Source organism: Microbacterium phycohabitans (genome assembly GCF_032464935.1).
In the GTDB taxonomy this organism is placed as follows: Bacteria; Actinomycetota; Actinomycetes; order Actinomycetales; family Microbacteriaceae; genus Microbacterium; species Microbacterium phycohabitans.
The window spans coordinates 141,832-167,540 of the sequence record NZ_JAWDIT010000001.1; the positions used below are offsets into that span (position 1 = coordinate 141,832).

Below are 25,709 nucleotides of genomic sequence, written 5' to 3' on the forward strand. Positions count from 1 at the left end.
ACCCCGGGGAACGTCACCCGGCACGCCGCCGAAGCGGCGGTGCCTGCTACCCGAGAGCGCGTCGACCGGAACGGTTCGCGACAGGGGCGGATGGCGGGATCACCTCTACTGTAGCGGCTTTCGGCCCCGAACCGACGGCGAAGACGCGCTGTCGCGGACGATCCGCGCACTTCACCGGTCGGCGCCGCTCAGGCCGCGCGCCTCAGCCGCAGGCTGTTGAGCACGACGAAGACGCTCGAGAACGCCATCGCGGCTCCGGCGAGCATCGGGTTCAGCAGCCCGAGGGCCGCGAGCGGCAGGGCCGCCACGTTGTACGCGAACGCCCAGAAGAGGTTCCCGCGGATCACGCGCATCGTGCGCCGGCTCAGCGCCACCGCCGTGACGATACCCCGCGGGTCGTCGCGCATCAGAGCCACGTCGCTCGCGTGGAGCGCGGCATCCGTCCCTCCTCCCATGGCGAGGCCGAGGTCGGCGGATGCCAGGGCGGCGGCGTCGTTGACCCCGTCGCCGACCATGGCGACCGTGCGCCCCTCGGCGCGGAGCGCGGCGATCTCCGCGACCTTGCCCTCGGGCAGGACCCCGGCGCTCACCTTTTCGATGCCGAGCTCGGCCGCGACGGCGCGGGCGACGTGCGGGTTGTCGCCGGTGAGCAGCACCGGTTCGAGTCCCATCGCGCGCAGGCGGGCGACGGTGGCGGCGCTCTCCGGACGCACGGTGTCGGCGACCTCGACGACGACGCGCGCGCGCATGGCGCCCTCGTCGTCGGGCCATCCCGCCACCACGACGGTGCCGCGCCGCTCCCCCTCGGCGACGGCCGCGGCGAGCGCGTCCGGCAGAGGCGCGCCCAGATCGGCGGCGAGCGCGGGGCGCCCCGCGAACACGCGGACGCCGTCGACGACACCGACGATGCCGCGGCCGGGAAGGGCCTCGACGTCCTCGGCGACCGGACCCTCGCCCCCCGCGACCACGATCGCGTGGGCCACGGGGTGCTCCGACGCGCGCTCGAGCGCGGCCAGCAGACGCAGCGCGTGGTCGGCATCCTGGTCGGGGGCGGTGGTGACGTTCACGACGCTCATGCGCCCCGCGGTCAGGGTGCCGGTCTTGTCGAGCACGATCGTGTCGATGCGCTCGGCGGATTCCAGGGCCGCGGGGCCCGTGACCAGGATGCCGAGCTGGGCGGCGCGGCCGGTCCCGACGAGGATCGCGATGGGGGTGGCCAGGCCCAGCGCGCACGGGCAGGCGATGATGAGCACCGCGACGGCCGCGGTGAAGCCCGCCGGCAGCGGCTGACCGGCGACGAGCCACCCGACGAGGGTGAGCGCGGCGAGCACGATCACGGTGGGGACGAACACCCCGGAGATGCGATCCGCGAGGCGCTGCACACGGCTCTTGCCGAGCTGCGCGTCTTCGACGAGACGGGCGATGCGGGCCAGACGCGTCTGCTCGCCGACGCCGGTCGCACGGACGACGAGGCGCCCGCCCGAGGCGATGGTGCCGCCGGTCACCGTCGATCCGGGACCCACGTCGACCGGGAGCGACTCCCCGGTGAGCATGCTCTCGTCCACGGAGGCGCGCCCCTCGAGCACCTCGCCGTCGGTCGCGACGGTCGCCCCGGGGCGCACGACGAACACGTCGCCGACGGCCAGGCGGTCGATGTCGATGCGGCGCCCGTCGGCGAGTTCCGCCTCGCGCGCGCCGAGGTCGAGCAGCGAGCGCAGCGCGGCTCCGGCACGGCGGGTGGAGCGCTGCTCGACCACGCGTCCGAGCAGCAGGAACACCGTCACCGCCGCGGCGACCTCGAAGTAGACCACCGAGGTGGCGTCGTGCACGGGCCCGAACAGCATCACCTCATGACGGATGCCGATCCGCCCGGCCGTGCCGAACACGAGCGCCCAGACGCTCCACAGGTAGGCGGCGAAGGTGCCCAGGGTGATGAGGGTGTCCATCGTGGCGGCGCCGTGACGCGCGTTGCGCAGCGTGGCGCGGTGGAACGGCCATCCGCCCCAGAGCACGATCGGAGTGGCCAGCACCAGCGAGACCCACTGCCACGCGGGGAACTGCCACGCCGGGACCATGCCGAGCGCCACGACGGGGACGGCCAGGGCCAGCGACACCCACAGGCGTGTCCGCAGCGGGGTCGACCCGGGCGCGTCGGCTGTGTCGTGCACGTGCCCCGACGACGCATCCTCGGCCTCGACGTGCGTGTCGGCGGCGTGCGTGTCGGCGACGTGCGCGGACGCGGGGGGGGCTTCGGAGCCGTGCTCGTGCGAGCCGGCGGCGTCCGGAGCGGCGGAAGAGCCGCCCTCGAGCTGCGCGGCGGTCGCGGTGAGATCGCGCCCGGTCACGGCATCCACCGCTCCTCCGGGGGCGGGCACGGGTACCGGGGGCGGCTCCGTCGAGGCGCGGGTGCGGACGCGGGCGTCGTAGCCGGCGGCCCGCACGGCATCGACCAGGGCGGCGGTGTCGAGGTCGGCGGGGTAGCGCACCCGCGCGGTCTCGGTCGCGAGGTTCACCGCCGCGTGTACGCCCTCGACCCGCCCGAGGCGCTTTTCGACGCGCGCGACGCAGCTCGCGCACGTCATGCCGTCGATGTCGAGCACCGCCTCGGCGGTTGCTGCGGCATCCAAGTGGTCGCTCATGGCTCCTCCTCCGCTCCCCCGGTCAGCAACAGGATACCCCCTGGGGGTATTCCCGGGGCGAGGTTCCAGGATTCGCTCGGCGCCCGCCCGGCCCTTCGCACGCGCTCGCCTCGCTCTCGGCTGCGCAACCCGGCCCGCCGCGGATCGACCGACCCTACGCTGGGGGAATGGCCGAGGCGATGACACGGGAACAACGCACGGTCCTCACCGTCGCGGTCCTGGCCTCGTTCGTGTCGTTCCTCGACGGAACGGTCGTCAACGTCGCCCTGCCCGCCATCGCGGGCGACCTGGGCGGGGGCCTGAGCACGCAGCAGTGGGTCGTCGACGCCTACCTCGTCACTCTCGGGGCGTTCATCCTGGTTGCGGGCTCCCTCAGCGACGTGCTGGGGCGGGTCGTCGTCCTGCGCATCGGCCTCATCGGCTTCGGCGTCACCTCGCTCGCCATCGCCGCCGCTCCCACCGCGGAATTCCTCATCGTGGCTCGCGCCCTCCAGGGCGTCGCCGGCGCCCTGCTCGTGCCGAGCTCCCTGGCCCTCATCACGTCGACGTTCCGCGGCGCGGCACAGGCTCGCGCGATCGGCATCTGGACGGGAGCGACCACCGTCGCCATGCTCGCGGGCCCCCTGATCGGCGGCGTCTTCGTCGACACCCTGTCATGGCGGCTGGTGTTCCTCGTCAACGTGCTCCCCATCGGCGTCACGATGTGGCTGCTCACCCGCCTGGGCCATCGCGATCACCGCCGCCCCGGCGCGCGCGTCGACATCCTCGGCGCGGTCCTGTGCGCGGCGGGTCTCGGCGGCATCGTGTTCGCCCTCATCGAGCAGCCGAACCTCGGCTGGGCCTCCCCCGTCATCTGGATGCCGGGGATCATCGGCATCCTGGCCTTCTCGGGGTTCCTCGTGCGGCAGAAGACGGCGCGCGAACCCATGATGCCGCTCGACCTCTTCCGGGCGCGCAACTTCTGGGCGGGCAACCTCGCGACCGTCTTCGTCTACGCGGCGCTGTCGTTGAACGGCTTCGTGCTCAGCGTGTACCTGCAGCAGGGGGCGGGGCTTCCCGCGACCCTCGCGGGACTCGCGTCGTTGCCGAGCACCGTGCTCATGATCGTCCTGAGCTCGCGCATGGGCGCTCTGTCGGGACGTCTCGGGCCGCGCCTGTTCATGACCGTCGGCCCCCTCGTGATGGCGGCCGGCGCCCTGCTGCTGCTCCGGGTCGGCGACGACTTCGATTACTGGACGCAAGTGCTGCCCGGGGTCATCGTGTTCGGCCTGGGTCTGACCGCGACCGTGTCGCCCTTGACGGCCGCGGTGCTCGGCGCCATCGACTCCGAGCGCTCGGGCATCGCCTCCGCCGTCAACAACGCCGTCTCGCGCGTCGCCGGCCTGCTCGCCATCGCCGCCGTGTCCGCCGTGGTCGGCGGATCGCTGGACCTCGACGGATTCCACCGGGCGGCGCTGTTCACCGCCGTGCTCATGGTGCTCGGAGCGGCAGCTTCGTTCCTCGGCATCCGGAATCACCTGTCGCGGCAGGACTGACCCGAGCGCCGTTCCACCACCGGTGCGCGACCCGCCCGCGACTCAGCGCAGGATCGCGCGCGAGCGCTCCACGTCGTCGGCCATCTGCGCGATGAGCGCGTCGATCCCGTCGAACGCCGTCATCCCGCGCACCCGCTCGACGAAGCGCACCTCGACGTGATGCCCGTACAGGTCGAGTCCGGTCTCATCGATCACGTACGCCTCGACCTGCCGCGCGTTCACATCGTCGAACGTGGGGTTCGTTCCGACGCTGATCGCGGCGGGATAGCTCGTGCGTCGCGCCCCGTCGACGTCGACGAGCCATCCGGCGTAGACGCCGTCGGCGGGCACGAAGCCCTCGAGATCGGGCGAGAGATTGGCGGTCGGGTACCCCAGCTCGCGTCCGCGCTTCAGGCCGTGCACGACCTCGCCCCAGACCGAGGGCGCCCGGCCCAGCAGACGCGCGGCCGTGGCGATGTCGCCGGCCGAGAGGGCCTCGCGGATCCACGTGGACGACACGCGCCGATCGGCGTGCACCGCGCGGACGTCGTCGACGACGTCGACACGGAAACCGTGTTCGGCCCCCATGCGCTCCAGCAGAGCGGGGTCACCCGCTCCCCCGGCGCCGAAGCGGAAGTCGCGTCCCACGAGAACGGTGCGGGCGTCGAGGGCGTCGACCAGGATGCCGCGCACGAACTCCTCCGCGGGGATCGCGGCCAGGGCCTCGTCGAAGGTCAGCAGCAGGGTGGCATCCACTCCGGCTCGCTCGAGCAGGTCGAGCTTCTGATGCGGGCCGATGACGTCGGCCGGGCACTTCTCGGGCCGGAGGACGCTCAACGGGTTGCGGTCGAAAGTCACCGCGACCACGCGCGCGCCGTCGGACGCGTCGACCCGGGCGCGGTCGATCACCGCGCGATGGCCGGTGTGCACGCCGTCGAACTTGCCGATCGCCACCACCGTCGGACCGAAGCCGGCGGGGACCTCGGCGGGGTCCCGGAAGACGATCACGACGCCGCCCGGCGGTGCCGCACGAGCCACCAGAGACCGAGGAAGGGCAGCACGAGCGGGATGAACAGGTAGCCGTAGCCGTACACCGACCACACGGTCGGGTGCTGAAACAGCGCCGGCAGCACCAGACTCAGCGTCCCGACCACCAGGACGCCGACCAGCTCGAACCCGATCGCGATCCAGGCGACGCGGTACCACGCAGGGCGCGCGGAGAAGATCAGCGCGAGGGTCGCGAGGATGTATACGACCGCGGCGAGGGCGGACAGCGAATACGCCAGCGGGGCGTCGTCGAACTCGCGCACGATCTGCACGAAGGAGCGGCCCGTGGCGGCGAGCGCCATGATGCCGTAGACGACGACGAGGACACGGCCGATGCCGGTCATCCCCCGGGAGCGGGTGGGAGTGGTGGATGCCATGACCTCACGATTCTAGTTCGACCGGCCGCGACCGAGCAGCGCGGCCTCCGCCGGGCACGCCGACGGTCGGTCCGGTCGCTTCGACAGGCTCAGCCACCTCCCCACCGAGGTCCCCGAGCCCCCCACTCAGGTCCCTGAGCTCCCCACCCAGGTCCCTGAGCCCGTCGAAGGGACCGGACCCACCGCGGCCGCCTGGGCCACGGCATCCTGATCCCTCAGGCGATCTGCACCGTCCAGATCACGTGCATTCGCCACACCATCACGGCGACCGCGAGGGCGGCGACCCCCATCACGACGGTGCTCCACCGGCTGCGCTCGAGCAGCGCCCACGCGACGCCCGCGATCGGCACGAGGGCCGCCGACACGAGGTAGGTCCAGAACTCGAGCAGGCTGCCCGAGGGCGGATTGCCGGCGAACGGCGCGATGATCGCGACCACGATCTGCACGATGAGCAGCAGCTCGATGAGCGCGAGCGAGCCCACGGTGACGTCTCCGGGGCGTCGGCCGATCAGCCCCGCGCCGACCGCGACGAGACCCGCGAGAACGGCGAGCCCCACCTGCACGAGGGTGAACCACAGGATCATCTGACGACCTCCTCGGGCATGTTCATGACGCTCTTGAGCTGGGCGCCGCGCTTCTCGACGACGCCGACCAGACGGCCATCGGGGTCGATGGCGGCGGCGACCGGGCCGGTCAATCGCCCGCCCCCGTCGATGCGCTTGCCGTGGCGCAGATCGCGCGCCTCGTCGGCTCCCACCGCGAGCGCCCCCATCACGACCGCCGCTGCCGTCGCCGGGGCGAGCAGCGCGTCTTCGGAGAGGTCGTCGACGGATGCCGCGGCCGCGACGTCGAACGCCCCGATGCGGGTGCGCCGGAGCGCCGTCAGATGCCCGCCCACGCCGAGAGCGCGGCCGAGATCACGGGCGAGCGCGCGGATGTAGGTGCCGCTCGTGCAGTCCACGACGACGTCGAGCTCGATGGTGTCGTTTCCCCGGCGCCTGGCGCGCACGTCGAAGCCCGAGACCGTGACCCGTCGGGACGTCAGTTCGACCTGCTCCCCCGCGCGCGCGAGGTCGTACGCCCGCCGCCCGGCGACCTTGATCGCCGACACCGTGCTCGGAACCTGGTCGATCTCGCCGGTGAGGGCGGCGATGCCCGCCGAGATCGCCTCATCGGCGACGGCCTCGATCGCGTCGGCATCCGCCCGCGCGGTCTCGACCCCGTCGGCGTCGTCGCTGTCGGTCGACACCCCGAGAAGGATGGTGGCCTCGTACGTCTTGTCGGCGCCGACGATGTAGGTGAGGAGCCGGGTCGCGCCCTCGACGCCGAGCACGAGAAGGCCCGTCGCCATGGGGTCGAGGGTGCCCGCGTGGCCGATCTTGCGCGTCCCGAGGGCCTTGCGCGCGCGGGACACCACGTCGTGACTGGTGATCCCTCCCGGCTTGTCGACCAGGAGGATGCCGGGACGCACCATCAGCAGAAGTCTCCGAACACCTGCACGGGGTGGGCGGGGTCGGAGTTCTCGACGATGACCGACGCGGCCGCCTTCGGCCGTGCCGTGGCGAGGTATTGCTTCTCGGCATCCGGACGCTCCGGGCGCGGAGCACCGAGGGGAGGGTTGCTCTCGAGCCAGATCGAGAAGTTCCACAGCCCGCGCACGTCGGGATTGTGCAGGAACCGGCCCGACACCACGAGGACCGCATCAGCGGGCGCGACGTCCCCCGGGCCGAAGGGCTCACCCGCGCGGAAGGGGCCGATCACCCCCTCGCGGACCTGCGGGGCCCCGTCGGCGACGGAGACGTGGAACACCGCCGTGCCCTCTTCGACGATCGCCTTCTCGAATTCGCCGGCGAAGTCCATCGCCGCGCCGAGATCGAGCGCGTCGACCGCCACGACCACGCGCCCCGCGCGGTTGTTCTGCCGCATCAGGTCGCGCAGGCTCCGCTGCAGATCGGGGACGGTGTTCTCGGTCGACGCCATGCCTCCAGCCTACTTTCGCCCACCGACACCCGCCCTCCCCGGCGTCGCTCTCCCTTCGGATGCCCCTCGGCGCCGCAAGGAGAAATCCGCGCACGAACGGGCCCTCCGCGGAGGGCACCGCCGCGTGTCCGCGACCGTAGGCTGGACGGATGCCAGGACTCGCCGCTCCGCTCATCGACTGGTATCGCGACGCAGCGCGCGACCTGCCATGGCGGCGTCCCGGGTTCGGAGCGTGGGGCACACTGGTGAGCGAGTTCATGCTGCAGCAGACCCCCGTCGCCCGCGTCATCCCTCACCTCGAGGCCTGGCTGACCCGCTGGCCCGCCCCGGCCGACCTCGCCGCCTCTCCCCCGGGCGACGCCGTGACCCAGTGGGCGAACCTCGGATACCCACGCCGTGCCCTCTGGCTGCACCGGGCGGCGGTGGAGATCCGCGACCGCCACGACGGCGTCGTCCCCCGCGACGTCGACGCCCTGCTCGCCCTCACCGGCATCGGCGACTACACCGCGCGCGCGGTGGCGGTCTTCGCGTACGGCGACCGGCATCCCGTCGTCGACACGAACACCCGGCGCGTGCTCGCCCGAGCCGTCGCGGGTCGAGCGCAGCCCGGCCCCCCGCACCGTCGCGACCTGGAACGGATGGATGCCGAACTCCCCGCCGACATCGCGGCCGCCGCGGTCGTGAACGCCGCCGCCATGGAGCTCGGCGCCCTCGTGTGCACGGCGCGATCGCCGCGGTGCGACGCGTGCCCCCTGGCCGCGCAGTGCGCCTGGCGGGCGGCCGGGTACCCGGCATCCGAGGACCGGCGCCGCAAGCAGGCGACCTACGAGGGCAGCGATCGGCAGGCGCGCGGCGCCGTTCTCAAGACCCTCCGCGACGCCGCCCCGGCCTCCGTGCCGCTGTTCGCCGTCCTCCCGACCTGGCCGGATGCCGCGCAGCGCGACCGCGCGATCGACTCGCTCATCGCCGACGGCCTCGCCGAAGCGATCGAGGATCACCTGCGCCTGCCGGGGCACCCGGCATCCTGATCACCGCCGTCCGGCCGCAATCCCCCGCGTCGCGAGCGCACCGTCGCCCGGATCCCGCTTCGCCCGTGCCCGCGTCGCGAGCGCACCGTCCTGCGGATCCCACGGCCGACGCGCCGCCCGGCCCGCCTCCCCCACGGCGAGCCGCCGACGAACTCCGCCCGACGGCACGCCCCACACCTCGGCACCGCCGGGGAGAACGACGAACGGCCGGATGCCACGCCCTCGGGGCGGCATTCGGCCGTGCGAACCGTGGGCTCAGGCCCGGGCGGCCTCGTCGTCGTCGTCCTGATCGTCGTCGAGGTCGTCCTCTTCGTCTTCATCGCGCGGCTTGACGTACGGGTCGGCGTCGCCCGCGTACGCGGCCGAAGCGGCGAGACCCGCGACCGACTCATCGCGCTCGCGCGCCTCGCGCAGCAGCGCCGAGATGTGGTCGGCGTTCTCGGGGATGCCGTCGAGGATGAACTCCAGCGACGGCGTCAGACGGGTGTTGAGGTTCTTGCCCACCTCGCTGCGCAGCATGCCGGTCGCGGACTTCAACGCCGCGGCGGTGTCGGCACGGTGCGCCTCGTCACCCATGACGGTGTAGAACACCGAGGCGTGCTGGAGGTCACCCGTGACCCGCACGTCGGTGATGGTCACGAACCCGAGCCGCGGGTCGCGCAGCCCTTTCTCGAGCCGCTCGGCGAGCACCACGCGAATCCGGTCCGCCACCCGTGCCTGTCGTTCCCCTGCCATCGCCTTCTCCTTCTTCCAATACCGCCGCGAGTCGAGTGCCCCGCGGCTCATCGCCGGGTGAGGGCCCCGTTGGGCGACGCTGCACCCAGCGTAGGCCGGAGGGGGTGTGCATTCCTCCGAGCATCGGGGTAGGGGCCCCCGCTCTGCTCGGGGGAATGCACACCCCCGCAGGCCGAAGCGGGAGCCGCGCCGATCAGCGCGACCCCCGCTTGACGATCAGCCTCGCGGCTTCTCGACCATTTCCGTCGTTTCGATCTCGTCACCGATCTGGATGTCGTTGAACTTGCCGAGACCGATACCGGCCTCGAAGTCCGTCCGCACCTCGGTGACGTCGTCCTTGAAGCGGCGCAGCGACTCGATGGCGAGGCCATCGGCCAGCACGACACCGTCGCGGATGACGCGAGCCTTGGCGTTTCGCGTGATCGTTCCCGATCGCACGATGACACCGGCGATGTTGCCGAACTTCGAGGAACGGAACACCTCGCGGATCTCGGCGACACCCGACTGCACCTCTTCGAACTCCGGCTTGAGCAGGCCCTTGAGCGACTGCTCGACGTCGTCGATCGCGTTGTAGATGACCGAGTAGAACCGCACGTCGACACCCTCGCGGGCGGCCCGCTCGCGGGCCTTCGTGTCGGGACGGACGTTGAAGCCGATCACGATCGCGTTGTCGATCGTGGCCAGGTTGATGTCCGACTCGGTGATCGCACCCACACCGCGGTGGATGATGCGCAGCTGGACGCTGTCGTCGACCTCGATCTTGAGCAGCGACTCCTCGAGCGCCTCGACGGCACCCGACACGTCGCCCTTGATGATGAGGTTGAGCGACTCGACCTTGCCCTCTTCGAGAGCACGGGTGAAGTCCTCGAGCGAGATGCGCTTGCGGGCCTTGGCCAGCTGGGCGTTGCGCTCGGCGGCTTCGCGCTTCTCGGCGATCTGACGCGCGGTGCGGTCCTCCTCGGTGACGATGAAGACGTCACCGGCGCGGGGCACGGAGTTCAGACCCTGCACCTGCACGGGACGCGACGGGTAGGCCTCTTCGACCGCTTCGCCGTTCTCGTCCATCATCGCGCGGACACGGCCGTACGCCGTGCCTGCGACGATCGCGTCGCCGACGCGCAGGGTTCCGGACTGGATGAGCACCGTGGCGACCGAACCGCGACCCTTGTCGAGCTTCGCTTCGATCGCGACACCGCGAGCCGCCTTGTTCGGGTTGGCCGTGAGGTCCAGACCCGCGTCGGCGGTGAGCAGCACGGCATCCAGCAGAGCCTGGATGTTGAGGTTCTGACGAGCCGACACGTCGACGAACATGACGTCTCCGCCGTACTCCTCGGCGACCAGACCGTACTCGGTGAGCTGCTGGCGCACCTTGGCCGGGTTGGCGTCGGGCTTGTCGACCTTGTTGACCGCGACCACGATCGGCACGTTCGCCGCCTGGGCGTGGTTCAGCGCCTCGACCGTCTGGGGCATGATGCCGTCGTCGGCCGCGACCACGAGGATCGCGATGTCGGTCACCTGCGCACCACGGGCACGCATGGCGGTGAACGCCTCGTGACCCGGGGTGTCGATGAAGGTGATCGCGCGCTCGATGCCCTCGTGCTCGGTCCAGATCTGGTACGCACCGATGTGCTGCGTGATGCCGCCGGCCTCGCCCGCGACCACGTTGGTCTGGCGGATGGCGTCGAGCAGTCGCGTCTTACCGTGGTCGACGTGACCCATGACGGTGACCACGGGAGGACGGATCTCGAGATCGTCCTCGCTCTCGGCCTCGAGCTCGGCATCGAGGTCGAGACCGAAGCCCTCGAGGAGCTCCTTGTCTTCGTCCTCGGGCGAGACCATCTGGATCTTGTAGCCGAGCTCGGCACCGAGCACCTCGAAGGTGGCCTCGTCGAGCGATTCGGTCGCGGTGGCCATCTCACCCAGGTTGAACAGGATGGTCACGAGCGTGCCGGGCTGCACGGTGTAGCCGCGCAGCGCCTCGAGCTTGTCGGCGAAGTCGGCGATGGAGGCACCGCGGCGCAGGCGGATGATCTCGCCGTTGCCCTTCGAGACGTTGACGCCGCCGACGACCGGCGCCGACCGCATCTCGAATTCCTGCCGCTTCGCCCGACGCGACTTGCGCTGCTTCGACTTGCCGCCGCCCTTACCGAAGGCACCCGCGGTACCACCGCCGGGACCACGGCCACGGCCACCGCCGCCACCGGGACGACCGGCGAAACCGCCACCGGGAGCGCCGCCACCGGGGCGCTGGAAGCCGCCGCCGGCACCGCCGGGACGACCGGGACCGCCGGGACGCTGCTGGAACGGGGCGCCGGGACGACCGCCGCCGCCGGGACGACCGGCACCACCGGGGCGCGGAGCACCGGGACGCGGGGCGCCGGGGCGCGGAGCCTGGGGACGCGGGATGTTGCCGGGCGTCGGGCGCTGGCCCATGCCCTGCGCCGAGGCGAAGGGGTTGTTGCCAGGACGGGGACCGGCGGGACGCTGGCCCATGCCCTGCGACGAGGCGAAGGGGTTGTTGCCAGGACGCGCGCCACCGGGGCGCGGGGGCGAGCTGGGGCCGGGCTTGGGCGCACCGGCACCGGGAGTGGGAGCCGCCGACGGAGCCGCGGGCTTCGCGCCGGGCTTGGCCGGTGCAGCGGGAGCGGGGGTCGACGCCGCGGGAGCCGAGGCAGCCGGGGCGGATGCCGCGGGAGCCGGGGCGGCCTCGGGAGCCGCCGGAGCGGCGGGCTTGGCGGGGCCGGGGGTCGGGCCGGAGGGACGGGCGCCGGGGGTCGCCGCGGGACGCGCGGGACCGGGACGGGCACCCGATGCCGGGCGCGCCGACGGGGCGGCGGGCTTGGCATCCGAGGATCCCGACGAGCCTTCGGCCGCGAGGGCGGCGCGGAGCTTACGGGCCACCGGGGGTTCGATGGTGGATGAGGGGCTCTTGACGAATTCGCCGAGCTCCTTCAGCTTCGCAAGCGCGACCTTGCTGTCGACGCCGAGCTCGGAAGCGATCTCGTGCACGCGTGGTTTTGCCACAATTCTCCTGTCTGAGGGCCTACCCCGGACAGGGCAGACCGCTAGTTGCGGACGGGTCTCATTTCGAGCCGTTCACTTCGTGTCCATAGCCGTTCAGCCTTTTCGCTGGAGGGTTGATTCGAAGGTCTGCGTGTCAAGCGGGCCTGACACACGCAATGCTCGTACGAAGGCGCGACGCGCGAGAGCTTTTCTCACGCACGCGTCCGTCTCGTGCACCCACGCTCCCCGTCCCGGCAGAACCGCTCGCTCGTCAGCGACGAGGATCGATCCCTGGGCGACCACACGCAGAAGCGAGGACCGGGGGGCGCGTGCGCGGCATCCGACGCACGTTCGTACTGGTTCCATCGTACACCTCGCCGTCGGCTCAGCGACGGACGCTCAGTTGTCTTCGAGGATGCTGTCCGGCTGGATGTCGATCTTCGCGCCGGTCAGCTTGGCGGCGAGGCGGGCGTTCTGGCCCTCCTTGCCGATCGCCAGCGACAGCTGGTAGTCGGGCACCAGTGCGCGGACGGCCTTGGTCGAGGCGTCGAGCACGAAGGACGACGTGACCTTCGCCGGAGACAGCGCGTTGGCGACGAAGCGCGGCAGCTCCGCGTCGTAGTCGATGATGTCGATCTTCTCGCCGGCGAGCTCCTCGGTGACCGCGCGCACGCGGCGACCGAGCTCTCCGATGCAGGCGCCCTTGGCGTTCACCGTCGGATCGTTGGCCTTGACGGCGATCTTGGAACGGTGGCCGGCCTCGCGGGCGAGCGAGACGATCTCGACCAGGCCCGCGGCGATCTCGGGCACCTCGAGGGCGAACAGCTTGCGCACGAGACCCGGGTGCGTGCGCGACACGGTGATCTGCGGGCCCTTGTTGCCCTTCGCGACGCTCGTGACGTACACACGCAGGCGCGAGCCGTGCGAATAGGTCTCGCCCGGAACCTGCTCCTCTGGCGGGAGGATCGCCTCGACCGTGCCGAGGTCGACGTGCACCATGCGGGGGTTGGGGCCCTGCTGCACGACTCCGGCGACGATGTCGCCCTCCTTGCCGCGGAACTCCCCGAGCACCGCGTCGTCGGCGATGTCGCGCAGACGCTGGCTGATGACCTGCTTGGCGGCGAAGGCGGCGATGCGACCGAAGTCGTCGGGAGCCTGCTCCTCTTCGCCGATGACGGCGCCCTCGTCGTCGGTGACGGGGGTGAAGATGCCCACGTGACCGGTCTTGCGGTCGAGCGAGGCCCGCGCACCGGCCGGGATCTCGCCGGACGGCGAGATGTGCTTGGCGTAGGCGGTCAGGATCGCCTGCTCGATGATGCGCGCGAGTTCGTCGAAGGGGATCTCCTTCTCGCGCTCGATCGTCTTCAGAAGTGCGAGATCGATGTCCACAAGGCCCTCCGTTGTTCAGCTTTCGTCGACGCGACCGGCGCCGACAACCCTCCTACGATACCCGGGATGCCACCCCGCTCGCGACCTGCGGAGCGATAGCCGACACCGTCGCGCAGCGGATCTCCGGGGCTGCTCCGTCGCGCTCGGCGACACGACGCAGGAGAGCGCTGGAGGAATGGCGCGTCGCGCGGCCACCGGTGGTCTCGCCGATCCTCCCGCATCGTGTCGGTTCGACTCCGCCGCCGTCAGAGCCGCTCGAGCGGATTCACGGCGAGCTTGGCCACCACTCCCCCGTCGACCAGGCGCCGCGCGGCGGTGTCGGGCTTGCGCGCGGCCTGGTCGCGAACGCATGCGCCGAACTCCTCGGCGAGGGCTCCGCGCGGGTGAGCGGCGAGCACCTCGCGGCGGAAGTCCTCGGGCAGCGCGTCGGGGCGGGCCCCCGAGATGTCGAGACCGGTCGCGATCTCGAGCAGGTGGCCCTCGGCATCCCTCTTCACGTCGACGTGCGGCCAGTTGTGCCGCACGATCACCTCGAGCACCCGTGCGCGACGCTCCGCGGGCCACCCGGCTCCGGCGGTGAGGGCCACGCCGACGTGTCCACCCGCGTGCTCGTAGGAGATCGTGTGGTTGTCGAACTCCGTGACCGTGCCGATGTCGTGCAGCACGGCGGCGACGTAGAGCAGCTCGTGGTCGATCCCGGTGATGCCGTCGACGCGGGCGAAGGCCTCCGCCCACAGCCACGACCGCAGCCCGTGCGCCGTGATCGCGGGCGACTGGTACTGCCGGGCGAGCGCGAGGGCACCGCGGGCGGCGAGGGTGTCGGGTGCGGGGAAGTCGCTGATGCGGACGGGGCCTCCGGGATCGAGTGGACTCCCACTCTCGCCCAGGTCGGCCCCTCGACGCCGTCGCCCGTCGGCCAGCCTTCGCAGCCTTCCCGCCAGCGTGCGTGCACGACCCGGGAAAAGCGGCGCCGCGCGCCGCGACGCCTGCGCGTTTCCGCGGTGCGCATGCCGCGCGGCATCCGAAATTCCGGGGTCGTGCACGCACCGCGCCCGTCACCGACCCGCGTTCCGGCGGCAGGACGACGGATGCCGCGACCCCGGGCGAGCGCCCGGGTCGCGGCATCCGGAGACCGCGTCAGCTCACCGGGGTGGCGTGCCAGATGCGGTCGAGGTAGTCGCGCATCGCGCGGTCGGAGGAGAAGTAGCCGCTGCGCGCGACGTTGAGGATCGCCGAACGCACCCACCCGTCCTGGTCCGCATAGGCGGCGTCGACGCGCTCCTGTGCGTCGAGGTAGGACGAGAAGTCGGCGAGCGCCATGAACCGGTCCTCGTAGAGGAGGTTCGACACCAGCGGCTCGAAGACCGTTCGGTCGCCGTCGGAAAAGGCTCCCGAGGCGATGAGATCGATGGCGCTGCGCAGCCGCTCGTCGCGCTGGTAGAACTCGGCGGGACGGTATCCGTCGGCCCAGAGTGCCTCGACCTCGGGCTCGCTCATCCCGAACAGGAAGAAGTTGTCGTCGCCGACGAGCTTCCGGATCTCGACGTTCGCGCCGTCGTCCGTGCCGATGGTCAGGGCGCCGTTGAGGGCGAGCTTCATGTTGCCGGTGCCCGACGCCTCCTTGCCGGCGAGCGAGATCTGCTCCGACAGGTCGGCCGCGGGGATGATGCTCTCGGCGAGGGTGACGTTGTAGTTCGCCGGGTAGAGGACCTTGAGCTTGCCCTGCACGCGCTCGTCGGCGCTGACGACCTCGCCGACGGCGTTGATGAGGTGGATGATGCGCTTGGCCATGCCGTAGCCCGGAGCGGCCTTCGCGCCGAAGAGGAAGGTGCGGGGCTGCACGGCATCCACGTCGAGCCGGCCGGTGACGATGCCCTCGTAGGTGCTGACGATGTGCAGCACCTTGAGCGTCTGCCGCTTGTACTCGTGCAGGCGCTTGATCATGACGTCGATGAGGTGGTCGTCCGACAGCGGGGTCTCTCCGCGCGCCTCGAGCACGCGACTGAGCCGACGCTTGTTCGACGCCTTCACGGCCGCGAACCGCTCGCGGAAGTCGGCGTCGTCGGCCAGGGCCTCCAGACCCCGCAGGCGCTCGAGGTCGACGGTCCACCCGGCGCCGAGAGCCTCGGTGATGAGGGCCGAGAGGTCGGGGTTCGCCAGGCGCAGGAAGCGACGGGGCGTGACGCCGTTGGTGACGTTGGTGAACTTGTCGGGCCACATCGTGGCGAAGTCCTTCAGCACGTTGTCGCGCAGCAGCTGCGAGTGCAGTTCGGCGACGCCGTTGACCTTCGAGCCGGCGACCGTGGCGAGGTAGGCCATGCGCACGGAACGGGAGGGGTGCTCCCCGATGATCGACATGTTGCGGATGAGCATCTCGTCGTCGCCGAAGCGCTCGCGCACCTCGAGCAGGAACTCGTCGTTGATGCGGTAGATGATCTCGAGGTGTCGCGGCAGCAGGCGGCCCAGGAGATCGACCGACCACACCTCGAGAGCCTCGGGCAGCAGCGTGTGGCACGTGTAGGCGAAGCACTTCTGCGTGATCGCCCATGCGGCATCCCACTCGAGCTTCTTCTCGTCGACGAGCACGCGCATGAGCTCGGGTACGCCGATGACGGGGTGCGTGTCGTTGAGCTGGAAGATCACGCGCTCGGGCAGGTTCTCGAGATCGAAGTCCTCGGGCAGGACGTTCTCGATGAAGTCGGCGATGGATGCCGCGACGAAGAAGTACTGCTGCTGCAGGCGCAGCTCCTTGCCCTGGGGCGTGGAGTCCTCGGGGTAGAGCACCTTGGAGATGTTCTCGGCGAAGGTCTGCGCGCGCACCGACTCGACGTAGTCGCCGGAGTTGAAGGTGTGCAGGTCGAACGCGTTCGTGGCGACCGCGCGCCACAGGCGCAGGGTGTTGACGCGGCCGTTGTGATAGCCGGGGACCATCATGTTGTAGGGCACCGCGAGCACGTTCCACTCGGGGACCCACCGGGTGCGCTCGACGCCCTCGTCGTCGTAGGTCTCGGTGGTGCCCGCGAAGGAGATGGTCTGCGCCGCCTCGGGGTGGGCGAAGTCCCACGGCGATCCCATGCGCAGCCAGGCGTCGGGCTGCTCGATCTGCTGACCGTCGGCGAAGGCCTGGCGGAAGATGCCGTACTCGTATCGGATGCCGTAGCCGATGGCGGGGATGCTCATGGTCGCGAGCGAGTCCACGAAGCACGCGGCGAGACGGCCCAGGCCGCCGTTGCCCAGGCCCGGTTCGATCTCGACTTGGCGCAGGTCGTCGATGTCGATGCCGCACTGCGCGAGCGCCTCGGTGGCGATGTCGGTCAGACGCGCCGCGAGGAGGTTGTTGTCGAGCTGACGACCCAGCAGGTATTCGGCCGAGAGGTAGCAGACGGTCTTGTTCTGCTGCGCCTTCTGCTGCGCGCGGTCGTCGAACCATCGCGCCATGAGGTAGTCGCGCACCGTGTACGCGAGGGCCAGGTACTGATCGTTGACGTCGGAGGTCGACAGCGTCACGCCCTGGTCGAAGTTGAGGTTCTGCAGGAACTGTTTCGCGAAGCCGTCGACGGATGCCGCCGGGGCGACGACGGGCGCGAGGGCCAGGGGGTGAGTCGGACGCAGCTCAGGGGTGTTGTCGGGCACGTTCCGACCGTACGCAGGTCGACCCCGCCCTGCCAAGGCGGATCGGAATCGACACACGATCTTCACCCGAACGCCGCACGTCTCCCGCCGGGGATCAGCGCAGCCCGCACCCGTCGACGACCTGGTCGCGACCCTCGATGAGGTTCTTCGTCCAGCTGTACAGCACGGGCAGGAAGCGCGACTTGGGCAGGATCGGGCGCAGATGGTCGTAGCCGGCGTAGGTCGCCCACCGCACCGCCTGCCCTTCGGCGCACAGCTCCTGCACGTAGTCGCGCTGCAGCTTGGGCGGGATGACCTCGTCATCCGCGCCCCACGCGACGAGCATCGGGGTGCCGAGCGGCTCGGTCATCGCGTTCTCGGCGAGGCGGCGGCCGAGCGCGCCGTCGGTGAGGTCGGCGTTGTAGAGCGGGCGGTCCTCGCTCACCCCGAGGGCGGTGAGCACCGAGACGACCACGCCCGGCTCGCTGGGGCACCGCTGGGTCATCTCGAGCACGATCGAGCGGGATCCTTCGGCGATGTAGTCGTCGAGGTGCACGTCGGCGTAGGTCTCGGAGTACGGCACGAGCACCCACGACGTGATGACCGACAGCATCGCGTTCGGGGGTCCCGACAGCAGCTCGCGCGCCAGCGCGGGCGGGTCGGCGACGGGGGCCACCACCGCGGTGCCCAGCACGTCGATGCCGGGCGCGTAGTCCTCGGCGATCGCGGTGGTCCACAGGGCCGCGTGGCCGCCCTGCGAATGCCCCCACACCACGGTGTCGGGCGAGAGGGTGAGATCGGTGCGCAGTTCGCTCGCGGCCAGGACGGCGTCGAGCGACGACCGGGCCTCTCCCTTCCCGATCAGGTACGGATACGCGCCGGGGGCGCCCTGGCCCGAGAAGTCCGAGGCGACCACGACCCACCCGGCCTTGAGCGCCTGCTCGAGCGCGGGGATCGACCACTTCGTCGCAGACGCGTCGCGCAGGCTCGGTGCGCACCCCTGGGCCACACCCGTCGTGCCGTGGTTCCAGACGATGACGGGGCGCGGCCCCGGCGGCAGATCCTTCGGCACGATGACGAGCGCGCTGGCCACGGCGGGGCGGTTCGCGGCATCCCGGGTCGTGTAGAGCATCCGCGTGACGTCGCCGTTCTCGGGGAGGCGCCCGAGGTAGGCGTCGGAGCGGATGAGACGACCGTGTCCGCTCGGCACCTCGGCCGGCGGGTCGTAGAACGCGTCGACCACGGGGGCGCCCGCATCGAGCCAGTCGTTGAGCCACCACCCTCCGGCCGCGGTTGCCACGAGCACGAGGGACAAGGCGTAGCGCCCGGCCGCCGCCCAGCGGGCGCGCACGCGCCGACGCCGCACGGCGCGCTGCGCGTCGAACGGCTCCGCGCGATCGCGCGGGCGACGGATGCCGACCGCCCCGCGCCAGAACACGCCCAGGCCGAACACGATCGTGCGCACACCGAACACGACGGCCAGCACGAGCACCGTCACGTCGGGCCAGGTGAAGGAGAGGACGCCGAAGGCGATCTGCGCGACGCCCCAAGAGAGCGCGAGGATCCGTGCGCTCGCTCCCCCGCGACTGACGGCCCGGCCGATCGAGGCGAGGCCACCGATCACCAGCAGCACCGCGAGCACCGGCGGCAGCAGCTCGAGGCTGCGTCCGAGCCACACGAGCACCGCCAGGCCCGCGAGGATCCACGCGGCCGACACCGATCGCGCCCACCAGCTCGCCGGGCGTCCGACGAGCTCGACGATCCCCATGACGACCGCGCTCGCCCCCACGTAGACGCCCAGCAGAACGAGCGAGGTGAGGGGGCGCGAGACGATCAGCACACCGAGCGCCACCACGACCGCACCGATCACGAGCAGCACGCGCGGAGGGGCGTTGCGCACGAGGGCGGGGAGGGCGTTCCACCGTCGCGCGTGCGGTCGGCGGGTGGCGGGCATCAGGCCATGATAGGCATCGCCGGCACGCGCCTCGGGCCCGTCGCCTCCTCCCCCGCGACGGCATACGGTGGCGGGATGCCGACCTCCGCCCGCACCGCCGCCCGTGACGCCGCGGCGAACCCCGCGCTCCGGGTCGCCGCGCGCGCGGGCTACGGCGCTAACGGCATCCTCCACCTGCTCATCGGCGCGCTCGTGATCGCGGTGGGCCTCGGCGCCCAGGAGGACAGCGATCAGACCGGGGCGTTCCGCGCCCTCGCGGCGGCGCCGCTGGGCGCGGCAGCGCTGTGGGCCCTGGCGGTGGGGCTCGTCGCCCTCGGCGGGTGGCACCTGCTGCAGGCGTTCGCGCCACGCCGCCTTACGGTGTGGCGCCGGATCGGCCGCATCCTCACCGAGGCGCCGCAGGGCGTGGTCTTCGTCGCGGTCGGGCTCGTCTCGGCATCCGTCGCTCTCGGCTCGCGCCCTCACGCCGAGCAGGCCGCGGAGAACCTCAGCGAGGGGGTGCTGACGTGGTCGGTGGGCGGATTCGTGCTCGGCACCGTGGGAGCGGTGGTGGCCGCCGTCGGCGTCGGCTTCGCGTGGATGGGGGTGCGCCGCTCGTTCCACTCCAAGGTGCGCACGCCCGACGGCCCCCTCGGCTTCGCCCTCACGGCGCTCGGGGTGGTGGGATTCGTGACGAAGGGGCTGGCGCTGCTGATCATCGGGGCCCTGCTCGTCGTCGCCGCCATCACCGTCGAGCCCGACACGGCGGGGGGACTCGACGGTGCCGTTTCCGCTGTGATCGCGCTGCCCGCCGGCCCCGTTCTGGCATGCCTGGTCGGCCTCGGCTTCCTCGCGTACGGCGTGTTCACGATCTTCCGCGCGCGCTACGCCCGTCTCGACGCCTGAGAGCCGGCCCTCGCCTCTCGCGGCGGCCGAGCCCCCCGCGCGGTTCTCGCACGCGACGCCCGACGGACGAGGACGCCGACGTGGCCCGCCTCAGTCGAGGTCGGGGTTGCGGCCGGTACGCTCCGCCGTGTCCAGCGTCGCGATCTGCGCGTGGTCGTCGGCGTCGAGGGTGAAGTCGAACACGTCGCCGTTCTCGCGGATGCGATCCAGCGACACCGACTTCGGGAACACGACGAGGTCGCGATCGAGGTGCCAGCGGATGACGACCTGCGCCGGCGTCTTGCCGTACTTCTCGGCGATGCGGGCCAGGACCGGCTCGTCGAGCAGCCCCCCGCGCGCGAGGGGCGCCCACGCCTCGGTGACGATGCCGTGGGCGGCGTGCCACGCCACGAGCTCGTTCTGCGGGAAGCGGGGGTGCAGCTCGACCTGATTGACCGCCGGGAGAACCCCGGTCTCGTCGCGCAGGCGCTCGAGGTGCGGCACCGAGAAGTTGCTCACCCCGATCGAGGTGGCGCGCCCCTCCTGCTGCAGCCGCAGCAGAGCCCTCCATGTGTCGACATATCGGTCCGCGCTCGGGATCGGCCAGTGGATGAGGTACAGGTCAACCCGCTCGAGCCCGAGCTTCTCCGCGCTCGCGTCGAATGCGCGCAGCGTCTGATCGAAGCCCTGGTCGTCGTTCCAGACCTTCGTCGTGACAAACACCTCGTCGCGGGCGACACCCGACGCCCGCAGCCCCTCGCCCACCTCGGCCTCGTTGCCGTAGAGGGCCGCGGTGTCGATGTGGCGGTAGCCCGCGACGATCGCTCCCTCGACGAGGTCGGCGGTGACCTCGGCGGGCACCTTGTAGGTGCCGACGCCGAGCTGGGGGATCGTGGAACCGTCGCTGAGCGACAGGCGGGGCGCGGAGATCATGGCATCCACGCTATCGACCCGGAGGGCGCCCCGCGGCCTCTTGACCGCCCACCCCCGACACCCTCCGGACACGGCGAGACGGCATCTCGCCGACACGTCGGGTGCAGCCTGCAACCGTTCCATCGGCGGGATGCCGTCTCGCGATGAGGGGACGGGCGTGGGAGTTCAGCGCGTCAGAGCCGCCAGAGCGTCGTCGACCGACACGGTCTCGCGCTCGCCCGTGCGGCGGTCCCACAGCTCCACCTGTCCCTCGGCCGCGCCGCGGCCGACGATGAGGATGCGTGGGATGCCGACGAGCTCGGCGTCGCCGAACTTCACACCCGGCGAGACCTTGGGACGGTCGTCGTACAGCACGTCGAGACCGGCGGCCTCGAGCTGCGCGGACACGGAGGCGGCGAGGTCGAAGGCCACGGCATCCCGACCCGTCGCGACGACGTGCACGTCGAAGGGGGCGACCGAGGCGGGCCAGATGAGGCCCTTGGCGTCGTTGTTAAGCTCGGCGATGATCGCGAGGATGCGGGTGACCCCGATGCCGTACGAGCCCATCGTGACGGTGGCGAGCTTGCCGTTCTCGTCGAGCACCTTCAGGCCCAGAGCCTCGGCGTACTTGCGACCGAGCTGGAAGACGTGACCGATCTCCATGCCGCGCGCCAGCTCCACGGGGCCCGAGCCGTCGGGGGCCGGGTCGCCGGGGCGCACGGTGGCGACCTCGACGAAACCGTCGCCGACGAAGTCGCGGCCCGCCACGAGGGAGTGCACGTGCTTCTGATCGACGTTCGCGCCGGTGATCCACGCGGTGCCGTCGACGACGCGGGGGTCGAGCACGTAGCGGATCTTCGTCGCCGACTCCTCGCCCAGCACGGGGCCGGTGGGCGACCAGGGGCCGATGTAGCCCTTGACCAGCAGCGGGTTCTTCGCGAAGTCCTCGTCGGTCGCGGCTTCGACCTCGGCCGGGGCGAACGCCACCTCGACGCGCTTGTCGTCGACGTCGCGATCGCCGGGAAGGCCCACGACGACGAGCTCGCGCGTGCCGTCGAGGTGGGTGAGCGCGAGCACCACGTTCTTGAGCGTGTGCGCGGCCGTCCACTGCGTCGCCTCGGCGGTGGCGGGGCCTGCGATGCCGGCGGCGGGGGCCTCGAGGTGCGCGTTGGCGTGATCGACGAGGGTCGTGATCGTGGGGGTGTTCGGGGAGTCGAAGATCACGGCGTCCGGCTGTCCGTCGATCGGGAGCGACTCAGGCGCGACCGTCGTGAAGGCCTCGACGTTGGCGGCGTACCCGCCGGCGGAGCGCACGAACGTGTCCTCGCCGATGGGGGTCGGGTGCAGGAACTCCTCCGACTTCGAGCCGCCCATCGCGCCCGCGTCGGCGGCGACGATGACGTACTCGAGGCCCAGGCGCGTGAAGATGCGCTCGTAGGCGTCGCGCTGCGCCTGGTACGACGCGTCGAGGCCGGCATCCGTCGCGTCGAACGAGTAGGCGTCCTTCATCGTGAACTCGCGGCCGCGCAGGAGGCCGGCGCGGGGACGCGCCTCGTCGCGGTACTTGTCCTGGATCTGGTAGATCGTCAGCGGCAGGTCCTTGTACGACGAGTAGAGATCCTTCACCAGGAGGGTGAACATCTCCTCGTGCGTGGGAGCGAGCAGGTAGTCGGCGCCCTTGCGGTCCTGCAGGCGGAACAGCGCGTCGCCGTACTCCTCCCAGCGGCCGGTGACCTCGTAGGGCTCACGCGGCAGCAGCGCCGGGAAGTGCACCTCGAACGCGCCGGCGTTCGCCATCTCCTCCCGCACGACCGTCTCGATCTTGGCCTTGACCTTCAGACCGAGTGGCAGCCACGCGAAGATGCCCGGGGCGTTGCGACGGATGTATCCGGCGCGCACGAGCAGGCGGTGGCTCGTGACCTCGGCATCCGAGGGGTCTTCGCGGAGCGTGCGGAGGAAGTAGTTCGACAGACGGGTGACCACGAGAGTCGAGTCTAGAGCGGCGGATGCCGCGCCCCGACCGAACGCCCCGTCAGCGACCCCGCCGCCCGAGGTGCAGCACCGTGCGCACCACGAGTCCGGCCAGCAGCGCCCAGAACGCCGCGCTCACCCCGAGCACCGCGATCCCGGATGCCGCGACGAGGAACGTCACGACGGCCGGGAGGCGCTCGCCCGGGTCGTCGATCGCCTGCTGCACCGCCGATCCGAACGCGCCGAAGAGCGCGACCCCGGCGACGGCGGGGATGACGCCCGCGGGGGCCAGGAGCACGATCGCGGCGAAGGCGGCCGACAGGGCGCCCAGCACGAGGTACGTGGCCCCGGCCGACACGCCCGCCACCCAGCGGCGGCGCGGATCGGGGTGCGCGTCCGGCCCCGCGGCGATGGCCGCGCTGATCGCGCCGAGGTTCATCGCGTGCCCGCCGAAGCCGGCCGCCGCCGCCGACCCGAGACCGGTGACGAGCATCGCGGGACGCCACGGGATCGTGTAGCCGAGGCTCTTCATCACCGCCAACCCCGGCACGTTCTGCGACGCCATCGTCACCACGAACAGCGGCAGCGCGACACCCACCACCGCGCCGACGGTGAGCGTCGGCACGGTGACCTCCAGGCGCGGCAGCAGGGAGGCGGCATCCGCCTGCACTCCCCTGCTCGACAGCGACACCGCCACCACGACGATCGCCGCCACGAAGGCTAGCGGCACCGCCCAGCGCGGCAGCAGTCGGGATGCCACCAGCCACACGATCAGCACGGGGGCCACGCCCCACGGGTCGTCGACGAGGCCGACGAACGGCGCGACGCAAAGGGGAAGAAGCACACCGGCGAGCATCGCCTGCGCGATCGAGGGAGGGATGCGGGCGATGAGTGCACCCAAGGGCGGGAACAGCGCCGTGCACAGGATGAGCGCAGCGCACACGAGGAACCCGCCCACGACCGCGGACCAGCCGCCGTCGACCGCGCCCGTCGCCGCGAGCAGCGCGACACCCGGCGTGGACCACGCGACCGTGATCGGGATGCGATACCGCGACGCGAGCACGACGCACCCGATGCCCACGACGAGCGTGATGGCGAGCAGCCCGCTCGCCGCCTGCGCGGGGGATGCGCCGACCGCGCGCAGACCCGTCAGAACCACGGCGAACGTGCTCGTGAAGCCGACGAGGGCGGTGACGACCCCGGCGATGAGCGGGCGGACGAGCGAGGGCGCGGGAGTCTCGGTCATGGGACTCCCGACGCTATCGGACCCTCGAGGGCCGACATCGACGCTCCGGCGCGCGGAGGCCGGGTGAGGCCGGCTCAGGCCGTGATGACCTGCGCCGTCCCGGTGGCTGCGTCGGGGCCCATCTCGTCGGCGAGGCGGTTGGCCTCGGCGATGAGCGTCTGCACGATCTCCGACTCGGGCACGGTCTTGACGACCTCTCCCTTGACGAAGATCTGCCCCTTGCCGTTGCCCGAGGCGACGCCGAGGTCGGCGTCGCGGGCCTCTCCCGGTCCGTTGACGACGCAGCCCATGACGGCCACGCGCAGCGGCACGGTCATGTCTTTCAGGCCCTCGGTGACGCTGTCGGCGAGCGAGTAGACGTCGACCTGGGCGCGTCCGCACGAGGGGCACGACACGATCTCGAGCTTGCGCTCGCGCAGGTTCAGCGACTGCAGGATCTGGTGGCCGACCTTGACCTCTTCGGCCGGTGGGGCCGACAGCGAGACGCGGATCGTGTCGCCGATGCCCTCCGAGAGCAGGATGCCGAACGCCGTGGCGCTCTTGATGGTGCCCTGGAACGCGGGCCCGGCTTCGGTCACACCGAGGTGCAGAGGCCAGTCGCCGCGCTCGGCGAGCAGGCGGTAGGCCTTGACCATGACGATCGGGTCGTTGTGCTTGACCGAGATCTTGAAGTCGTGGAAGTCGTGCTCCTCGAACAGCGAGGCCTCCCACACGGCGCTCTCCACGAGCGCCTCGGGCGTGGCCTTGCCGTACTTCTCGAGGAGGCGGCGGTCGAGCGATCCGGCGTTGACGCCGATGCGCAGCGAGACACCGGCGTCTTTGGCCGCCTTGGCGATCGCGCCGACCTGGTCGTCGAACTTGCGGATGTTGCCCGGGTTCACGCGCACCGCGCCGCAGCCGGCGTCGATCGCCTGGAAGACGTACTTGGGCTGGAAGTGGATGTCGGCGATGACCGGGATCTGACTCTTCTTCGCGATGATGTGCAGCACGTCGGCGTCGTCCTGCGACGGCACCGCGACACGCACGATCTCGCACCCGGATGCCGTGAGCTCGGCGATCTGCTGAAGGGTGGCGTTGATGTTCGTCGTCGGCGTCGTGGTCATCGACTGGACGCTCACGGGGGCGTCGCCGCCGACGAGCACCTTGCCGACCCGGATCTGACGGGTCTTACGACGGGGAGCGAGGGTCTCCGGCACGCGGGGCATTCCGAGATTCACAGCAGGCACGGGCTCAGCCTACGCCGCCGTCGCTGGACGGAGCCGGAACAGGCTGCGAATGCTCCCTGTGGTAGGTTCGGCGCCATGCGCGCGCATTTCAGCTGGTGGCCCACCGTCTAGGCGGTGAGCACGCGTGCGACAGACCGCCCTCCCTCGGGATCCGGGCGGTCTTCGTGTTTTCGGCGGCCGCGTAGGACCCTCGCTCACAGACGGAAGTACTT

20 protein-coding genes are annotated in these 25,709 nt (G+C 71.5%); 3 read left to right on the forward strand and 17 right to left on the reverse strand.

Features of this window, described 5'->3' with window-relative positions:
- Window positions 1–188 precede the first annotated feature (188 nt).
- Window positions 189–2,639, reverse strand: a complete 2,451-nt coding sequence (locus tag RWH44_RS00685) for a heavy metal translocating P-type ATPase (protein WP_316003098.1) — start codon at window positions 2,637–2,639, stop codon at window positions 189–191.
- A gap of 167 nt (window positions 2,640–2,806) precedes the next feature.
- Here RWH44_RS00685 and RWH44_RS00690 point away from each other — a divergent pair, with 167 nt between their 5' ends.
- Window positions 2,807–4,174, forward strand: coding sequence for an MFS transporter (locus RWH44_RS00690; protein WP_316003099.1), 1,368 nt, complete (start codon window positions 2,807–2,809; stop codon window positions 4,172–4,174).
- 42 nt (window positions 4,175–4,216) lie between these two features.
- Here the strand turns inward: RWH44_RS00690 and RWH44_RS00695 are convergent, their stop codons facing one another.
- The 5 genes from RWH44_RS00695 to RWH44_RS00715 form a co-directional block, all read right to left on the reverse strand.
- Window positions 4,217–5,161: a bifunctional riboflavin kinase/FAD synthetase gene (locus tag RWH44_RS00695; RefSeq protein ID WP_316003100.1), complete on the reverse strand. Its 945-nt coding sequence runs from the start codon at window positions 5,159–5,161 to the stop codon at window positions 4,217–4,219.
- On the reverse strand, window positions 5,158–5,577 hold the full coding sequence (locus tag RWH44_RS00700; RefSeq protein ID WP_298875035.1) for a hypothetical protein: 420 nt from the start codon (window positions 5,575–5,577) through the stop codon (window positions 5,158–5,160). Before RWH44_RS00700 ends, RWH44_RS00695 begins: the two co-directional genes overlap by 4 nt.
- Before the next feature lie 215 nt (window positions 5,578–5,792).
- Window positions 5,793–6,161: a hypothetical protein gene (locus RWH44_RS00705; RefSeq protein ID WP_136587889.1), complete on the reverse strand. Its 369-nt coding sequence runs from the start codon at window positions 6,159–6,161 to the stop codon at window positions 5,793–5,795.
- A complete protein-coding gene (gene truB, locus RWH44_RS00710) occupies window positions 6,158–7,051 on the reverse strand; it encodes a tRNA pseudouridine(55) synthase TruB (RefSeq protein ID WP_316003101.1) in 894 nt (297 codons plus the stop codon). The genes RWH44_RS00705 and truB overlap by 4 nt, the downstream gene beginning before the upstream one ends.
- The gene (locus RWH44_RS00715) at window positions 7,051–7,557 is read right to left on the reverse strand and encodes a nucleoside/nucleotide kinase family protein (RefSeq protein ID WP_316003102.1); all 507 of its coding nucleotides are present in this window, start codon (window positions 7,555–7,557) and stop codon (window positions 7,051–7,053) included. The genes truB and RWH44_RS00715 overlap by 1 nt, the downstream gene beginning before the upstream one ends.
- A 149-nt stretch (window positions 7,558–7,706) precedes the next feature.
- Between RWH44_RS00715 and RWH44_RS00720 the strand changes: the two genes are divergently transcribed.
- Entirely contained in the window at window positions 7,707–8,585 is an 879-nt protein-coding gene (locus RWH44_RS00720) for an HhH-GPD family protein (protein ID WP_316003103.1), read from the forward strand.
- Between the two features lie 255 nt (window positions 8,586–8,840).
- Here RWH44_RS00720 and rbfA read toward each other — a convergent pair whose 3' ends face one another.
- The 7 genes from rbfA to RWH44_RS00755 form a co-directional block, all read right to left on the reverse strand.
- Window positions 8,841–9,320, reverse strand: coding sequence for a 30S ribosome-binding factor RbfA (gene rbfA, locus RWH44_RS00725; protein ID WP_316003104.1), 480 nt, complete (start codon window positions 9,318–9,320; stop codon window positions 8,841–8,843).
- Between the two features lie 216 nt (window positions 9,321–9,536).
- The gene (gene infB / locus RWH44_RS00730) at window positions 9,537–12,344 is read right to left on the reverse strand and encodes a translation initiation factor IF-2 (RefSeq protein WP_316003105.1); all 2,808 of its coding nucleotides are present in this window, start codon (window positions 12,342–12,344) and stop codon (window positions 9,537–9,539) included.
- Between the two features lie 93 nt (window positions 12,345–12,437).
- On the reverse strand, window positions 12,438–12,689 hold the full coding sequence (locus RWH44_RS00735; RefSeq protein ID WP_298875015.1) for a YlxR family protein: 252 nt from the start codon (window positions 12,687–12,689) through the stop codon (window positions 12,438–12,440).
- Between the two features lie 33 nt (window positions 12,690–12,722).
- Window positions 12,723–13,712 (reverse strand): transcription termination factor NusA, encoded by a 990-nt coding sequence (gene nusA, locus RWH44_RS00740; RefSeq protein WP_298875012.1) that lies wholly within the window; start codon window positions 13,710–13,712, stop codon window positions 12,723–12,725.
- 245 nt (window positions 13,713–13,957) lie between these two features.
- Window positions 13,958–14,599 (reverse strand): HD domain-containing protein, encoded by a 642-nt coding sequence (locus RWH44_RS00745; protein WP_316003613.1) that lies wholly within the window; start codon window positions 14,597–14,599, stop codon window positions 13,958–13,960.
- A 250-nt stretch (window positions 14,600–14,849) separates the two neighbouring features.
- Entirely contained in the window at window positions 14,850–17,345 is a 2,496-nt protein-coding gene (locus RWH44_RS00750; RefSeq protein WP_298875006.1) for a glycogen/starch/alpha-glucan phosphorylase, read from the reverse strand.
- A gap of 94 nt (window positions 17,346–17,439) precedes the next feature.
- Window positions 17,440–19,278, reverse strand: a complete 1,839-nt coding sequence (locus RWH44_RS00755; RefSeq protein WP_316003106.1) for a lipase family protein — start codon at window positions 19,276–19,278, stop codon at window positions 17,440–17,442.
- 75 nt (window positions 19,279–19,353) lie between these two features.
- On the opposite strand from RWH44_RS00755, the gene RWH44_RS00760 reads away from it, so the two are divergent.
- Entirely contained in the window at window positions 19,354–20,163 is an 810-nt protein-coding gene (locus RWH44_RS00760; protein WP_316003107.1) for a DUF1206 domain-containing protein, read from the forward strand.
- A gap of 90 nt (window positions 20,164–20,253) precedes the next feature.
- Here the strand turns inward: RWH44_RS00760 and RWH44_RS00765 are convergent, their stop codons facing one another.
- The 4 genes from RWH44_RS00765 to ispG all read right to left on the reverse strand — a co-directional run bounded on the left by RWH44_RS00765 (window position 20,254) and on the right by ispG (window position 25,497).
- Complete coding sequence (locus RWH44_RS00765; RefSeq protein ID WP_316003108.1) at window positions 20,254–21,075, reverse strand: aldo/keto reductase; 822 nt, start codon at window positions 21,073–21,075, stop codon at window positions 20,254–20,256.
- Between the two features lie 165 nt (window positions 21,076–21,240).
- Complete coding sequence (locus RWH44_RS00770; RefSeq protein WP_316003109.1) at window positions 21,241–23,037, reverse strand: proline--tRNA ligase; 1,797 nt, start codon at window positions 23,035–23,037, stop codon at window positions 21,241–21,243.
- Between the two features lie 49 nt (window positions 23,038–23,086).
- Window positions 23,087–24,271, reverse strand: a complete 1,185-nt coding sequence (locus RWH44_RS00775; protein ID WP_316003110.1) for a benzoate/H(+) symporter BenE family transporter — start codon at window positions 24,269–24,271, stop codon at window positions 23,087–23,089.
- A gap of 74 nt (window positions 24,272–24,345) precedes the next feature.
- Window positions 24,346–25,497: a flavodoxin-dependent (E)-4-hydroxy-3-methylbut-2-enyl-diphosphate synthase gene (gene ispG / locus RWH44_RS00780; RefSeq protein ID WP_316003111.1), complete on the reverse strand. Its 1,152-nt coding sequence runs from the start codon at window positions 25,495–25,497 to the stop codon at window positions 24,346–24,348.
- Between the last annotated feature and the right edge of the window lie 212 nt (window positions 25,498–25,709).